This window comes from Blautia sp. AF17-9LB (assembly GCF_003479185.1).
In the GTDB taxonomy this organism is placed as follows: domain Bacteria; phylum Bacillota; class Clostridia; order Lachnospirales; family Lachnospiraceae; genus Fusicatenibacter; species Fusicatenibacter saccharivorans.
In genome coordinates this window covers 15,837-30,713 of record NZ_QUGU01000004.1, presented here as the reverse complement: position 1 = coordinate 30,713, position 14,877 = coordinate 15,837, and the positions used below count along the sequence as shown (strand labels likewise).

Annotated in this window: 14 protein-coding genes; 3 read left to right on the top strand and 11 right to left on the bottom strand. The window is 47.6% G+C overall.

Going from position 1 to position 14,877, the window contains the following annotated elements; all coding sequences use genetic code 11:
• Position 1 precedes the first annotated feature (1 nt).
• The 7 genes from DWX00_RS05625 to srtB all read right to left on the bottom strand — a co-directional run bounded on the left by DWX00_RS05625 (position 2) and on the right by srtB (position 5,250).
• Positions 2-2,047, bottom strand: coding sequence for a DHH family phosphoesterase (locus DWX00_RS05625; protein WP_118594795.1), 2,046 nt, complete (start codon positions 2,045-2,047; stop codon positions 2-4).
• 189 nt (positions 2,048-2,236) lie between these two features.
• Complete coding sequence (gene rpsR, locus DWX00_RS05620) at positions 2,237-2,485, bottom strand: 30S ribosomal protein S18 (protein WP_022461611.1); 249 nt, start codon at positions 2,483-2,485, stop codon at positions 2,237-2,239.
• 20 nt (positions 2,486-2,505) lie between these two features.
• Positions 2,506-2,967 (bottom strand): single-stranded DNA-binding protein, encoded by a 462-nt coding sequence (locus DWX00_RS05615; protein WP_055220137.1) that lies wholly within the window; start codon positions 2,965-2,967, stop codon positions 2,506-2,508.
• An 11-nt stretch (positions 2,968-2,978) separates the two neighbouring features.
• Positions 2,979-3,266 (bottom strand): 30S ribosomal protein S6, encoded by a 288-nt coding sequence (gene rpsF / locus DWX00_RS05610; RefSeq protein ID WP_022461610.1) that lies wholly within the window; start codon positions 3,264-3,266, stop codon positions 2,979-2,981.
• Positions 3,267-3,413: 147 nt separating this feature from the next.
• A complete protein-coding gene (locus DWX00_RS05605; protein WP_022461609.1) occupies positions 3,414-3,605 on the bottom strand; it encodes a DUF951 domain-containing protein in 192 nt (63 codons plus the stop codon).
• 32 nt (positions 3,606-3,637) lie between these two features.
• Positions 3,638-4,372, bottom strand: a complete 735-nt coding sequence (locus tag DWX00_RS05600; RefSeq protein ID WP_117761939.1) for an NAD-dependent protein deacylase — start codon at positions 4,370-4,372, stop codon at positions 3,638-3,640.
• 26 nt (positions 4,373-4,398) lie between these two features.
• Positions 4,399-5,250, bottom strand: coding sequence for a class B sortase (srtB, locus tag DWX00_RS05595; protein ID WP_117802324.1), 852 nt, complete (start codon positions 5,248-5,250; stop codon positions 4,399-4,401).
• Between the two features lie 207 nt (positions 5,251-5,457).
• Between srtB and DWX00_RS05590 the strand changes: the two genes are divergently transcribed.
• Positions 5,458-6,522: a PTS transporter subunit IIC gene (locus DWX00_RS05590; RefSeq protein ID WP_117509767.1), complete on the top strand. Its 1,065-nt coding sequence runs from the start codon at positions 5,458-5,460 to the stop codon at positions 6,520-6,522.
• Positions 6,523-6,609: 87 nt separating this feature from the next.
• On the opposite strand, the gene DWX00_RS05585 is transcribed toward DWX00_RS05590, so the two are convergent.
• The 4 genes from DWX00_RS05585 to DWX00_RS05570 all read right to left on the bottom strand — a co-directional run bounded on the left by DWX00_RS05585 (position 6,610) and on the right by DWX00_RS05570 (position 13,420).
• Entirely contained in the window at positions 6,610-8,493 is a 1,884-nt protein-coding gene (locus DWX00_RS05585) for a serine hydrolase domain-containing protein (protein ID WP_158578759.1), read from the bottom strand.
• A 177-nt stretch (positions 8,494-8,670) separates the two neighbouring features.
• On the bottom strand, positions 8,671-10,239 hold the full coding sequence (locus DWX00_RS20045; protein ID WP_242856747.1) for an extracellular solute-binding protein: 1,569 nt from the start codon (positions 10,237-10,239) through the stop codon (positions 8,671-8,673).
• Positions 10,127-11,722, bottom strand: coding sequence for a response regulator transcription factor (locus tag DWX00_RS05575; protein ID WP_117804869.1), 1,596 nt, complete (start codon positions 11,720-11,722; stop codon positions 10,127-10,129). The genes DWX00_RS20045 and DWX00_RS05575 overlap by 113 nt, the downstream gene beginning before the upstream one ends.
• A gap of 66 nt (positions 11,723-11,788) precedes the next feature.
• Entirely contained in the window at positions 11,789-13,420 is a 1,632-nt protein-coding gene (locus DWX00_RS05570; protein ID WP_118594793.1) for a glycoside hydrolase family 13 protein, read from the bottom strand.
• 101 nt (positions 13,421-13,521) lie between these two features.
• Between DWX00_RS05570 and DWX00_RS05565 the strand changes: the two genes are divergently transcribed.
• Entirely contained in the window at positions 13,522-13,944 is a 423-nt protein-coding gene (locus DWX00_RS05565) for a cupin domain-containing protein (RefSeq protein ID WP_117802319.1), read from the top strand.
• A 721-nt stretch (positions 13,945-14,665) separates the two neighbouring features.
• Positions 14,666-14,872: a DUF6199 family natural product biosynthesis protein gene (locus tag DWX00_RS20535; RefSeq protein ID WP_334291862.1), complete on the top strand. Its 207-nt coding sequence runs from the start codon at positions 14,666-14,668 to the stop codon at positions 14,870-14,872.
• The last annotated feature ends 5 nt before the right edge of the window (positions 14,873-14,877 follow it).

Here is a 14,877-nt window from a genome sequence, read left to right as displayed (position 1 = left end):
ATCAGATTTCTCCTCCATCCTGCATTTCTGTTAAGGTTGATTTCAGAAGGTTTCTCGCCTCCTCCATGTTGACGGTCTCGAGCTGGCATCCCGCCATATTCAGATGACCGCCGCCGCCCATCCGCTCCATGATGATCTGTACATTGACCTCATCGATCGCGCGGGCGCTGATATAGATCACGCCTTTGTACTCGGTCAGTACAAAGGACGCCTTGACACCGACAATGTTCAGCAGCTCGTTCGCCGCTTGTGCTCCGACCACCGTCGGGCTGTCCACATAGTCGCTCGGGCATTCGGAAATCGCGAACTGGCCGCGGAACAGCTCCGCATTGCGGATCGTCTCTCCTCTTGCCTTGTAATCGTTCATATCCTCACGGAACAGCTTGCGCACACGCGTCACATCCGCACCGCAGCGGCGCAGGAACGCTGCCGCCTCGAACGTGCGGACACCTGTTTTCTGCATAAAGTTGTCGGTATCGATCATGATGCCGGCATAGATGCTGTCCGCCTCCACGTTCCGGATGCGGATTCCCTCGGTAAAATACTGGAGAATCTCGGCAACCATCTCGCTCGCGGATGATGCATACGGCTCAATATAGGAAAGCACCGAGTTGCGGATCGTATCGCTTCCCTGCCGGTGATGATCCAGCACGACGATCATTTTCGCCATGTACAGCAGATCCTCACACTGTGTGATGCTCGGCTTGTTCGTATCGACCACAACGAGCAGCGTGTTGTCGTCCATGATCTCTTTCGCCTCATGGTTGTTGACAAACATGTCCGCCTCATAATCCTGGTTGTCGCTGAACGTATTCATCAGCGGAATGATCGAGCTGGTCGGGTTGTCGATGACGATGTACGCTTTTTTATTCAGCGTTTTCGCCGCACGGTAGATACCGATGGCCGCACCGAACGAATCGGCATCCGGCAGTCGGTGTCCCATGACAACGACCTTCTCTTTCGTGTTCATAAACTCTTTCAGCGCGTGCGCCTTGACGCGGGCTTTGACTCTCGTATTCTTTTCCACAGCCTGCGTTTTTCCGCCGAAATACTGAATCTTCGAACCGTCCTTTAAAACGACCTGATCGCCGCCCCGGCCAAGAGCCAGGTCGATCGCGATTTTCGCATACTCGGAGTTTTTCGCAAACGATCCAGCATCTGCTCCGATACCCATACTGATTGTGACCGCCATCTCGTTTCCGATGTTGATGGTCTTGACGTCCTCGAGGATATCGAACTTTTTCTCTTTCAGTTCATTTAACGAACTCCGGCGCATGACCACGATGTATTTGTCGTTCTCATACCGCTTCACCAGTCCATCGAGATCGTTGAAATATTTGTTGATCTTTCGCTCGACCAGTGCGGTCAGAAGGGAACGGCGGACCTCCTCGACGCTCTCCAGCGCCTCGTCGTAGTTGTCCAGATACAGAAGACCGGTGACCATCGTTTCGTCCTCGAATTTCCGCATATACTCGCGGAGCTCCGTCTCATCGAACAGATACAGTGCCTGAATAAAATAGCCTTTGATATCTGTGTTGATCATCTCCGAATTCTGGATCAGCTCGTCGATGCAGACGCTTTTTACATGGGCACGGAAATTCTTTTCGCCGTAAGCCACGTTGATGTCGGTCTCCTCCTCATTTTTCGGCAGCCGCTCGACCGTCAGCTCCGGAAAAATGGTGGCGATACATTTATGATACTGTGTATCCTTCCCTGTGATTTTTGTAAACTCTTTGTTGACCCAGAGAAGTTTTCCCTGCGAATCCATAACGGCATAGGGCAGCGCCAGTTCCTGGATCAGATGCTTCTGAACCTGGCCGTATTCGGTCGCAAAGGTAATCAGCTCGTTGATCACCTGCGGACGCTGTCTGTAATAGAGAACTGCGGCTGCGATCACATAGACTGCAAAAAACAGCGTGAACCACATTCCTGCCATCACATCCACAAAATACATGCCGATATTCATCACAAGCATCAGGATGGACAAAATCAGCGGCCATCGAAGATAGCTCCGCAATTGGCCGCTCAACTTCATTTTGCTTTTCATTTCCTAACACCTTTCCAACGTTGCGTGTTGTATTTCGCTCCTGTCCTTCCGATTATACCACTTTGACCTGTACTTTGGCAACAAGATACTTCTGGATACAAAAAAGGTACCCGCCCTTTTCGGGCAGATACCTCCATTTATTTACCGATTCAAAATGAACGTTCGGACAGTGCTTAGCGCAAGTCAGAATCAATCATCTACGTACGGCATAATAGCCATATGTCTTGCTCTCTTAACGGCTACTGTTACTGCTCTCTGATGTTTTGCGCAGGTTCCAGTTACACGTCTCGGCAGGATTTTACCACGCTCGGATACATATTTTTTCAGTTTAGCTGCATCCTTGTAGCTGATCTCTTCTCCACCACAGAAAACACAAACTTTTCTTCTTCTGCGGGCCGGTCTTCTGGAAGCTGGTCTTTCACTATTATTATAAGCCATGATCAATCTCTCCTTTTCTATCAATTAAATGGCAATTCTTCGTCAATGCCATCGGGAATATTCATAAAACCATCGGCGCTGCCCAGGTCAGATGTATTCGCGGACGGAGCCGGATTGTTATGCTGCGGTGCGGAGTATCCTCCGTTGTTTCCACCTGCATTTTTGCTCTCTGCAAACTCCTGCTCTTCTACAACTACGTCTGTCGTGTAGACCTTCTGGCCTTCACGGTTGGTGTAGCTTCCGGTCTGAATGCGGCCGGTGATGGCGATCTTCGTTCCCTGACGCAGGTATTTCTCTGCAAATTCTGCCTGGCGGCCGAAAGCAACGCATCCGATAAAGTCTGCGGTTGCGGAATCGCCGTCTCTGCGGAATCTGCGGTCAACAGCCAGTGTATAACGGGCTACCGCTGTGGAGTTCTCTCCAGCAGAGTATCTGACATCGGGATCTCTGGTCAATCTTCCCATCAATATAACTTTATTCATTCGCTTACCTCTTAAGCTTCCTTTTTAACGACTAAGTATCTCAGTACGTTATCCATAATACGCATATGGCTCTCGATCTCTGCCGGAGCTGTTGCGTCTGCTTCAAACTGAATAAAGTAGTAATATGCTTCACGCATATGCTGAATTTCGTATGCAAGGCGTTTTTTGCCCCACTCTTCTACTTCGCCAACTGTTCCGCCGTAACGGGTTACATAACCTTTGGCTTTCTCAACTACAGCTGCGCGTTCCTCTTCTTCAAGTTTTGCATTCACAACCAGTGCTAATTCGTACTTGTTCATGCTTTACCTCCTTTTGGACTTTTTGGCACCCCATTTTCATTATGGGGAGCAAGGAATTATTTTTATACGTCACAATTTGTTATTTTAACATAAAAAAGGGCTTATAGCAAGCCCTTTTTCGCGTGTTTTCTTGTTTTTTTCACGATATTACGCATCTTTTTTTCGTAATCCGCGGGTGTTTTTCTCGACCAGCTTGCGTGCTACCATGATCTGGTGGCCGCAGCCGGTGCATTTGAGACGGAAATCTGCGCCGACACGCAGGATTTCCCACTCGCTGCTGCCGCACGGATGCGGCTTTTTCAGTTTTACAATATCGCCTACTTCGTAATGTTCTGCCATGTTTCTTCCGCCTTATATTTTCTAATTAAAATCTATCTTACTTTGATGCTGCCGAGCACCTGCCCGATCGGCTGCTGGATCAGAAGATCCGCGTTTTTATCCATCGGCGTTGCGCCCTTGTTGATGAGAACCAGCGCATCGCCCTCAAAATACTGGAGAAGGCCTGCCGCCGGATAAACCGCAAGTGACGTTCCGCCGACAATCAGAAGATCTGCCGCCGCAATCGAGCGGATCGCACCGTCGAGCACTTTCTCATTCAGACTCTCCTCGTAGAGTACGACATCCGGTTTGATCATGCCTCCGCATTTTTCACATCTTGGAACGCCGCTGCTCCTTCTCACCAGCTCTGTATCGCAGAATGCCCCGCATTTCATACAGTAATTGCGGTGTGTGCTTCCATGCAGTTCATACACTACTTTACTTCCCGCCGCCTGATGCAGTCCGTCAATGTTCTGCGTCACAATCGCTTTTAATTTTCCCGCCGCTTCGAGCTCTGCAAGTTTCTTATGCGCCGCGTTCGGTTCTGCGCCGACCGGAAGCATTTTGTCGCGGTAAAAAGCATAAAACTTTTCCGGGTACCGCAGGAAATAGCTGTGGCTTAAAATTGTCTCCGGCGGAACGTCATACTTCTGATGATAAAGGCCATCCACGCTCCGGAAATCCGGAATCCCGCTCTCCGTGGACACGCCCGCGCCGCCGAAGAATACGATATTTTCATGCGTATCAATCAATCTCTGCAGTTCTTCGATTTTTCTTTCCTCTTCCATCTGTCATTCCTCCTCCTGACCAATCATTACCGGTTCCGCCGCACGCCCAGAACGACGAACCGTCCAGTCGTATCGCTCGCCGCACAGGTGGACAGCACAATAATATGGCTGTTTTCATCCATCTCCGGCTGCTCCACCGGGATCTCTGACCGCGCCGCCATGGTATTCAGATACTGTACAAACGCTTCACCCCCGCCGGAATACAGCGTGTAGACATCACTGTCTGCCTCCGTATAAAAAGCAGAAAAAATCTGGTACACATCGTTTGATTCCGGCGTCAGCATCCAGAAATAGACGCTGTCCCTATATTTTTCCTGCTCCTTCATCTGTTTCAATTTTCCGAACATGGAGAGATTCTTCATATTATGACCGTAAACGATTGTGTTTCCATCACTGAAATCATCCTGATTCTGGTAATCGAGGAAAATGGAACCCGCAAAGTTGCTCGTTCCCTCATACGTCGTATGAAGATACGCAACATTGTCCGGCCCCTGTACGACCGGGTAACTGATGTCGAGAGCTTCGATATAAAGCCATCCCTTCACATCCGGGTTAATCGCTTTTAAGGATTCAAAATCGACGGCAAGCGGCGGTTCTGTCGGATACGACAGTGGTTCCGGCTCCGGTTCGGAAGGCTCCGCCGGTTCGGATTCCGCCTGTGGCTCCTCTGTTTTCGTCGTTGCCGGTGTCTCTGGTGTTTTTGTAATTTCCGTCGTATACTGCTGCAGATCCCGGTATTCATCCGTGCCGGTCTTGTAATCCAGGTAAATGCCGATCAGCTTGTACCCGGAAAAGCAGAAAACAGCAAGTGCCGCTAAAAATACCAGAGTCCAAAGCGGATTGCCGCGTTTTTTCTGTTTCTTTTTCTGTTTTCCCATGCGTCTCCTTTATCACTTTTTTACTGTCTGAGCTGTTTTCTCGAAGCGCTCTGAATTTGTCTCAATTATAAGCGTGCCCCTTTCTTTTGTCAACTTATGCCCCCGGAAAAGGATTGCACCCGCCCCCATCTTATGATAGACTAAAAGTCGACTGACAAGTCACTTGTGAATACAGTAACACACCACATACATGAGGAGGAATTCCATATGCGAACAATCAAAAAAGTCGCCTCGCACATCTTCATTGATGGCTTCGGCGGCATGACGCAGGGTCTTTTTGCAACCCTGATTATTGGTACGATGATTCAGCAGATCGGTCTTCTGATCGGCGGTTCGACCGGAAATGTGATCTATCTGCTTGGAAAAGCTGCCGCAGCCCTGACAAGTGCCGGTATCGGTGTCGGCGTGGCAGTGAAATATGGGGAAAGCCCGCTTGTCACGGTTTCTGCAGCCGTCGCCGCCATGGTCGGCGGTTATGCCGGCAAGATCACCGGCGGCACATTCTTTGTGGACGGAAATGCCGTTCTGGCAGGACCTGGCGAACCGCTCGGCGCTTTCATCGCAGCTTTCGCAGGCATCACCTGCGGCCATCTGGTTTCCGGCAAGACCAAGGTTGATATCATCGTGACACCGGTCATCACCATCGGAGCCGGTTCCGTTGTCGGACTGCTCGTCGGACCGCCGATCTCCCAGATGATGACAGGCCTTGGAAGCATCATCAACTGGGCAACGGAACAGCGGCCGTTCATCATGGGCATCGTTGTTTCGGTCGTCATGGGTATGGTTCTGACACTGCCGATCAGCTCCGCTGCACTCGGCATCATTCTGAATCTTTCCGGTCTTGCCGCCGGTGCCGCAACGATCGGCTGCTGCTGCAACATGGTCGGATTCGCGGTTGCAAGTTATCGGGAAAACAAATTCGGCGGCCTTGTCGCACAGGGTCTTGGAACCTCGATGCTCCAGGTGCCGAACATCATGCGTCATCCACTGATCTGGCTGCCCGTCATCTTCTCGAGTGCGATTTTAGGACCCGTCTCCACAATCCTCGCCAATATGCAGAATAATGCAACGGGAAGCGGCATGGGTTCCGCAGGTCTTGTCGGACAGATCACAACGTATCAGACGATGATCGCTTACGATGATCCGAAGCTCGTCATCATCAAAATCATTCTGCTCCACTTCGTGCTTCCGGCTGTGATCACCTTGTTCTTCTCAGAGGTATTCCGCAAGGCAAACCTGATCAAATCCGGCGATATGGCTTTGAATCTGTAATCTGTATTTTTAAAAGGGAATGGAACTGCGCATCCGGCAGCTCCATTCCCTTTTTTATCCACATTTCTCTTCTGATTTTTTCTGTTTTTACACCGTTTCTTCTGCGTTTTCCGCATTTTCCACTGCCGCGGCCGATTCAGCTTCCGCTGCCGCTTCTTCTGTCTCCGTTTCTTCCCCCGGCCGCACGCGGTGTGCCTCTACCATTGGCTCAATGGTCTGTGCCATCAGCAGATGGATCATGTCAAGGCTCCGCTCGCGGAACCGCGACGGCAGAAGCGGTGCGATCGCCACATCCGTCACGAGGGATTCAAGGCCCTCGATAATCAGATCCTTGCCCGGCGTCTCATTCCACTCCAGTCTGATCCGCTCGAAATCACGCTGGAAAATGATTTTGACCCTCCGTCTTGCGGCCTCTTCCAGAAATGCAAACTCAAGCTTCAGCACCAGTTCGCCGTCTTCATTCTCCGCAAACTGTCCCGTCGTTCCGAGCAGATACGATTCCTCGTTTTCCACCCATTCTACAACTTTGGACCCCGTAAGACCGATCTCAATGCGCTGTGTTTTTTCTCCCTCGGTCAGCGCTACAAAGAAACGGCCTTTTTCATAGAAGAAACCGATGCGGCGGATGCCGTCGGAAAAGTTGTTGTGGAAGACCTGCAGCGTCAGCGGAAACATGCCGACATGCGTGTCTTCCATTTTATATTCTTTTCCGTGCAGAAGCTGCGCCATGTCGATCTGACGCGGTGTTCCGCTGTTCCGCGGCCCCGGTGTTCTCCGCTTCCAGCCGCCGCGCAGGATTCTTCCCGGTGTCTCTTTCGCGCCCTCCAGATCACGGCAGGTCTGCACCAGCTTCTGATATGCCATCGGGCTTTCCGCCTCGCCGGATTTCAGCTCTGCACCAAATTCCGCGCCGAAATACTTCCGCACAATGTCGAGCATCTCACACGTCTGGAACAGCTCGTTGCTGCCCGCATTCGTCACAATCACCACGCCGGTATCCGGATAACCGAGCACGTTCTGCCCCAGCATGCCATTGAACGCAAAGCTGCCCGGCCGCTCCTCCATCCAGACCTGGTAACCATAGCCATATTTTCCCATCTTTTCCGGCGGTGTCGCATGAACGGAGGTGGACGCTGCGACCCATTCCGCCGGGACGATCTGTTTTCCTTCGAATTTTCCGCCGTTCACGTACATCACCCCGAGCTTGGCCGCGTCCTCCGGGCACAGGAAGAGGCCCCAGCCGCCTTTCGTAATCCCTGCCGGGCAGCTCTCCCAGAAAACTTTCCGGATGCCGAGAGGCTCAAACAGACGCGACCGCAGGTAATCTACCATTTTCATGCCGGTGCGCTCCTGTATGATTGCAGACAGCAGATACGTGTTCATACTGTTGTACTCAAACGCTTCGCCCGGCGTTCCCTTGACCGGCGCATTTAAGAAGCTGTCCACCCAGTCGTTGCCGGAAACAACGCCCATCTCGTTGAACTGTACGCCGCTCTTCATCGTCAGAAGATGCTTCACGGTCAGATTCGGGCGCAGGATCTTCTGCAGCAGACCGTTTCGTTTTTCAAAAATATCATAGACGTTCTCGTCCAGGGAAAGTTTTCCTTCACTGATCAGAAAACCAGCCGCCATGCCAGTGATGCTCTTACACATAGAATACGTCGCATGCCAGATGCCGCTGCGGTATGGGGCGAAATTGCATTCGCAGATGACATGTCCGTTCCGCAGGACCAGCAGATGATGCATGTCCGTATGGCGCGCAGCGGCGAGCTCACGAAGCATCTGCGTCAGCTTTTCCGATGAGATGCTCTCGCTCTCCGGCACCACGCGCGGAAAATACGTTTCCGGAGATGCAAAATCCCCGAACGCTTCCTTCTGCGGCGCAAAGTCCGTCTTTCCCATATGTCCTGTCGTCCCACTCATAAATCCCCAGATCATTTCCATTGCGGTTAACTGTTCTTTCGCTGCCATGTACGATGCCTCCTGTCTCATGCGGTTGGATTTCCCTGTTTTTCCAGTTTTCCTCATTATATCCAGATTCCTTGAAAATCGCAATGCTTCTTCTGATAAAAAAGAACCGACATAGAAATCTGTATTTCAATTTCTGCCGGTTCTTTTCCGTGTGTGATTTTTTTATTTTACTTTAGCTTACTCATTCCAGAGTTTCATACGCTCCTGATAATTCTGCGTGATAACTTTTTCTACATCTTCCAGTCCTGCGTCATTCATTTCGGAAATCATCTTGTCGTACTCTTCCATTGCCGCATCGTGGCTGTCTGCATTCACAATCTTCGGATATTCCTGATCGTAGATATCCTGAATTTTCTGCCATTTCAAGCCATCCGGAGTGCTTCCTGCCGGGGTAAGGCCTGCAAATTCTGCGGTATCCCATCTGTCGTTCTCACCAAAGTGATTCATAGCCACCTGCCGGGTCTCTTTTACTTTATACTGTGATACATCGTATGGAGTTCCGTCTGTACCATTTCCGTTCTTTACAAACCAGGTCCATTTGCGGACGCCGGTATCCAGTTTTGTTTTGTCAAAATCCGTCTGGAATCCTTCAATCAGATCATCGTTCGGAACGTGTTTTCCATCTTCCATATTCCAGTTGGTTCCCTCAATACCCCACATCAGAAGATACTGTCCTTCTTCGCTTGCAAGGTAGTTGATCATCTTCATGGCTGCTTCCGGATTTTTACAATTCTTGGTGATCGCGATTGCATCCCAGCCAAGTGTACTTCTTCCGGAGTAAGTAGTTTCATCTGCACTGATTCCGTTTCCAAGGATTTTATAGGAATAGAATTTTGCATCTTCTCCTACAGAAGAAGCAAGTGCTGTATTTGCTGCATCGGTATCCCAGTAGGAAGCAAAGGTACTGAATACGTTGCCTGCAGACAGTTTCTGCGTCCACTGATTTTTCTTGTTGACAACCCACTCTTTGTCCAGAAGGCCTTCGGTATACAGTTCATTGGCAAAGGACATCATCTCTTTGAAGTTTGGTGCTTTGGCAACATGTTCCAGATTGTCCCCATCCTGATAATATGTTTTCAGACCATACATTCCTTTTAATGTTCCATCGTAGTTTTTGGATTCTGCATCAAAGGTAATGGCAATACTCTCTTTTCCGTCAATGGTCGGATGAAGTTCTTTGAATTTCTTACAAATGTCAATATACTCTTCCTGTGTAAATGGCTCATCGCTGTCTGCGCGGTCTTTTCCAACGATTTCGCACAGATAATCATAGCGCATCAGAACACCGGCTACCGGATCCGGATCTTCTCCGTACCAGTTATTCAGATAGTAATTTTTTCCATCGGTATAACGACTCTTGTTTAAGGTTTCCCCGTACATCTCTTTTACATCCGGGCCGTACTCATCGATCAGATCATTCAACGGAAGCAGTGCGCCTGCCTCAATGTAACGGTTTACAATATCATTTCCACGATCCATCAGGACGATATCCGGGTAATTCTGACCGGTCAGCATCAGGTTCAATTTTTCCAGCGGATCTCCGGTTGGATTTTCTACCTGAATTTTGACACCTGTTTTTTCCTCAATTGCTTTTGCAACTGGATCATCAAAGGTATTGCTTCCGGAGTTTTTGTCAAAGATAGAAATCGTAACTCCGTCTGTTGATACCTCGCCCGATGCAGATGATGCACTGCCGGATGCAGTACTTGATGATGTACTGCCATTTGATCCGCATCCTGCAAGCATTCCCGCTGCCATCAGGACACTCATCGCCATTGCGATACACAACGCCAAAGTAAGAAACATTTTCATATCCAACCGCCAGACTCACTTCCCGTACTTTATTTTTCTTATTCTTTAACAGTTCCGCCGCCCTCTGCAGACGCATTTCCGTATTGTATTCCAAAATCGTTTTTCCTGTTGCCTCTTTAAACAGGCTCCTCAGATAATTCGGAGACAAACCGACCTCCGCGGCCAGCTTCTCGATATCTGCGCTTTCCGAGCAGTGCTCCTGAAGATATGTTTTTACCTGATAAACGGCATAGTAATTTGGATTTTGATTCTGTTCTTCAAAAAATGCCAACATCCGTTCCAGATACTGCTTCATCTTTTCCCGCATCTGATAACTGTTGTTTGCTTCAAAAATTTCATTTTCTCTCAAAATTTTTTCTGCTTCCATCCAGTTTTCCAGCAGTTCATCGCTCAAAACAAGACGGTTCCATAGATACATATAGAGATTATAAACTTCTCCCGCAAATGTTTTCGGCGCAAGCCCCTTTAGCTGTTGAAAATAATCTTTCATGGTCTGCAGCGTTTCCTGCTTTTTCCCGCTGCTGACCAGACGACAGATTTCTTCTCTCCGCTCCTTCTGTTCCCGGAAATGATATGCTTTTTCCTCTTCCGTTTCTTTTTCATCTGCACAGAAAAGTTCCGGTGGATCCATATGAAATGCCAGAACACAACAGTTCCGAAGTTTTTCCGCCTTTTCGTACAGGCAGTCAGCTGTCCATGCTCCACTGCACCATCCAACGGCTCTCGGTGCGTCTTCTTTCAAATCATTCCAGATCTGAAATGCCGTATCTTTCACCGACAGATACCCCGCCAGCAGCAGAATGCTGATCCGTTCCGTTTTGCTGATGTAACGGATGCCCTTGTATTTTTCCTGAATTTGGCTACAGATGTTTTCTTCCGTTTTTCCATAAACCGCTATGATTCCAAACCTGCACTCTTCCAGTTCTTCTCCAAATACACCACGGAAATTTTTCCGTAAAAGCTCTGTTTCCTGTTTTTCCCGCAAAGCCATTTCCAGCAACTGCTTCGCCGCCGTTTTCCGCGACCAGTCTGCTATCTCACTTTTCTCCAATTCACTTCTCACTTTTTTCAGACATGCTTCTACTTCTTCAATCGTAAATGGCTTTAAAAGGTAATCCACGGCATTCACCTGAAAAGCGGAATGGATATAGGAAAAATCATCATATCCTGTCAGAAAAACAATTTTGCATGGATACCCCCGGCGTACGATCGTCTCTGCCAGTTCAATTCCACTCATTCCTGGCATCTGAATATCCGTAATCACAATATCTGCCATATTTTCTTCCAGGCACTCCAGTGCCCTTCTGCCATTGCGCGCGGTAAATACTCTGGAAATCCCGTTCTTTTTCCAGTCAATATAATCCCGCAATGTCTCCAGTTCAATTTCTTCATCTTCTACAAGAAGAACGCGATACATTTTCTCCCTCCTGTTTCCAGTTGCTCCTGCAGTTTTCTTCTCCTGCTGCTTTTCATTTCTGTCTTTTTACTGCAGAAGTTCAATCATATACGCCTCATACGGCTGTAACTTCCACACTTCTTTTGTGAGACTTTCTGTATCATTATGAATCAGAACCGTTCCTTTTGTCAAATCATATCGGGCTTTCATCTCTGCCGCGGTATCCCGGAAATTGCAGAGCACAATCAGCTTTTTCTCTCCCAGATTTCTCTCATAAGCAAAAATATCCGGATTTTCTTCCTCAATCAGACGGAAATCCCCATAAACAAGAGTGTCATTTTTCCTACGCAGCGCAATTAGTTTTTGATAGAAATAGAAGAGGGAATCCGGATTTTTTCTGCTGTTTTCCACATTGATCTCCTCGTAATTCTGATTTTCCGCCATCCACGGTGTTCCCGCTGTAAATCCGGCGTGTTTTTCCGCATTCCACTGCATTGGCGTCCGCGCATGGTCCCGGCTGTTCCGTGCAAGATAGGTACGAATTTTTTCTTCCTCCCAGCCTTCTTTTTTACGGTCTTCGGCAAAATTTACAGACTCGATATCCTGATAGTCCTCGATCCGAAGCCCTGACACATTTGTCATACCGATTTCTTCCCCCTGGTAAATATAAGGAGTTCCTTTCATCCCATGGAGAAGGACAGCCAACATTTTTGCTGATTTTTCCCGATACGGTTCCCTGTCATTTCCAAAGCGCGATATGACACGCGGAAAATCATGGTTTCCCCAGAACAGACTGTTCCATCCTTTTTCTTCCAGTCCCGTCTGCCATTTTTCAAAGAGCTGCTTCAGTTGCGGCAGCGTATACGGTTTCGGATCCCAGTTTCCACTTCGGATGCCGTCGATTCCCATCAGTTCAAACTGAAAAATCATACTGAGCTCCTGGCTTTCCGGATCAGAATACTGCTGTGCCATTTCTACCGTAGCACCTCCGGTTTCCCCCACTGTCAGGATCTGTTCTGATTTTCCATACGTATTCTGATTCATTTCCATTAAGTATGTATGAATCTGCTCTGAATGAGTATCATTTCCTCCATGTCCATCTTTTACAATATTGTCAATTGCATCCAGCCGGAAACCACGGATCCCTTTATCCATCCAGAACTGGATCATCCGGTACAGCTCTTTCCGAAGCGACGGATTTTTCCAGTTCAGATCCGGCTGCATTACACTGAAACTGTGATAATAATATTCCTGAACCTCCGGCACCCATTCCCAGGTGCTTCCTCCAAAGAATGCTCCGCCGCCTTCTGGCGGCTGCTCCTTCGTTCCTTCCTTCCAGATGTAAAAATCATGGTATTTACTGTTTCGATCCTTTCTGGCTTCCAGGAACCATGGGTGCAGATGGGAACTATGATTTAAAACAAGATCCATCATGACCACAATTTCCCGCTTTTCACAGGCTGCGATCAGTTCTTCCAGCTCTTCCATTGTGCCCGCTTCTTCCATTACTTTATAATAGTCACTGACATCATATCCATTGTCGTAATTAGGAGAATCGTTAAAAGGCGAAAGCCAGATGGCTCCAACACCAAGCTCCTGCAGATAGTCCAGCTTCTGCAGAATCCCTCCAAAATCGCCGATGCCGTCTCCGTTGCTGTCACAGAAGCTTCTGGTGTAAATCTGATATACGGTTAAGCTATGCCACCACTCTCTTTTCATTTTCTGTCCTCTCTTTCTTTTTTCCTATAAGAGCAGTATAATGATATTATCTTATATTTTCTAACCTGATTTTCGTATTTAATGAAAGGATTTTGACTTTTATGAAAAAAGAACGTTCAAAAGAGCTCTTTTCTCCTGAATCTTGTTCCCCTGTTCTTTCTGGCGGAATCCGGGATTTTACCGTGCATGGAACCGAACCTGTTCCGCTCCATATCTATCATCAGGATTATGCGCATGGCGGGCTCTCTGTTCCTTTTCACTGGCATAAAGAATTAGAATGGATCTGGGTTGAAAAAGGTACTCTCACTCTGACACTGAAAACTGAAACCCGGACAATTTCCGAAGGTACTTTTCTTTTCATCAACAGTCACGAACTGCATCAGCTCTGCAGCATTGGAACTACCCCTTCGATTCACCATGCCCTTGTATTTCTTCCAGAAATTCTCTCATGTGCCTATCTGGATTCCTGTGAAGCAGACTGGATTCGTCCGCTGCTCTCTCATCTTTGCCACATTGTCAAGTGATGAATTCAAGAAAACGGCAGCCGCAAAGAAAAATCTTTGTGGCTGCCGTTCTAATTGGCGGCTTGAAGCAAAAAAATCCCCGGTTGTACCAGGGAAATAAAAACTTTAGTATAGCCTAAAAGAGAAAGCTAGCGCCTTGAGGCGCGGCCAAGTAGAGTGGGCTTAAAGCCTGCGTCCCGAGCCACCCGTTTTACGGGTGGCAGCGACTCCTTGTCTGTTTATCTTATACTTGTCAATTTATATTATCCAATAATGTGAATTATAATATGACAGTACGGATGCATATTATAGAAACATAACTTTGAAAGAATCAAGCATAACCTGTGGAGTGACTCTTCAACGGATAAACTATTTTCACTTCATACAGTTCCGACATATGGAATAAGGAACACCAATCGCCCTCAATACAACTTTCTTTCTATTAGTTAAAAATGCACATAATCAAAAAAGAAAATCGACTTATTTTAGACAAATTCATTGACAAGTTCTGCTTTAGGTGATAAAATAAAAGTGAAAAGTCGAAATTTATATTGTTGGGAGGTAAGACCGATGATTTGTTTTAAGGTTAAGTTGCCTAACTTAATAATGGAGCATTTTTACCGGCGCTGCCAGCTTTGGAGGCTTAGAATTAAAATTGTTTCTATTTGCGCATAAGTTAGGCATGATTATTTGTCTACTTATGCGCTTTTTTATTTGAATTTTCAGTATTAGCAGAAAGGAAGTGTTATACATAGATAACATATGGCTTATCCTTTTGCTTCTATTAAGTTTTTTTATGATTTTTAAGCCGGAACTTTTATGGAAAATTGAACACTTCTTTTCTGTAAAAGGCGGTGAACCTACAGATTTATATCTTGGTTTGATGCGGGTTGCTGGAGTATTCTTTTTTATTGCATCCATCATTTGCATTATTGTTTTGGTTTTATAAGAGAA

Bases quoted from the DNA above. Each gene is read 5' to 3' on its own strand.
- rpsR (WP_022461611.1), bottom strand. From the start codon at position 2,485: ATGGCTTATAATAATAGTGAAAGACCAGCTTCCAGAAGACCGGCCCGC.
- DWX00_RS05565 (WP_117802319.1), top strand. From the start codon at position 13,522: ATGAAAAAAGAACGTTCAAAAGAGCTCTTTTCTCCTGAATCTTGTTCC.
- DWX00_RS20045 (WP_242856747.1), bottom strand. From the start codon at position 10,239: ATGCTTGCAGGATGCGGATCAAATGGCAGTACATCATCAAGTACTGCA.
- DWX00_RS05570 (WP_118594793.1), bottom strand. From the start codon at position 13,420: ATGAAAAGAGAGTGGTGGCATAGCTTAACCGTATATCAGATTTACACC.
- DWX00_RS05590 (WP_117509767.1), top strand. From the start codon at position 5,458: ATGCGAACAATCAAAAAAGTCGCCTCGCACATCTTCATTGATGGCTTC.
- srtB (WP_117802324.1), bottom strand. From the start codon at position 5,250: ATGGGAAAACAGAAAAAGAAACAGAAAAAACGCGGCAATCCGCTTTGG.
- DWX00_RS05615 (WP_055220137.1), bottom strand. From the start codon at position 2,967: ATGAATAAAGTTATATTGATGGGAAGATTGACCAGAGATCCCGATGTC.
- DWX00_RS05575 (WP_117804869.1), bottom strand. From the start codon at position 11,722: ATGTATCGCGTTCTTCTTGTAGAAGATGAAGAAATTGAACTGGAGACA.
- DWX00_RS05600 (WP_117761939.1), bottom strand. From the start codon at position 4,372: ATGGAAGAGGAAAGAAAAATCGAAGAACTGCAGAGATTGATTGATACG.
- DWX00_RS05605 (WP_022461609.1), bottom strand. From the start codon at position 3,605: ATGGCAGAACATTACGAAGTAGGCGATATTGTAAAACTGAAAAAGCCG.
- DWX00_RS05585 (WP_158578759.1), bottom strand. From the start codon at position 8,493: ATGGCAGCGAAAGAACAGTTAACCGCAATGGAAATGATCTGGGGATTT.
- DWX00_RS05625 (WP_118594795.1), bottom strand. From the start codon at position 2,047: ATGAAAAGCAAAATGAAGTTGAGCGGCCAATTGCGGAGCTATCTTCGA.
- rpsF (WP_022461610.1), bottom strand. From the start codon at position 3,266: ATGAACAAGTACGAATTAGCACTGGTTGTGAATGCAAAACTTGAAGAA.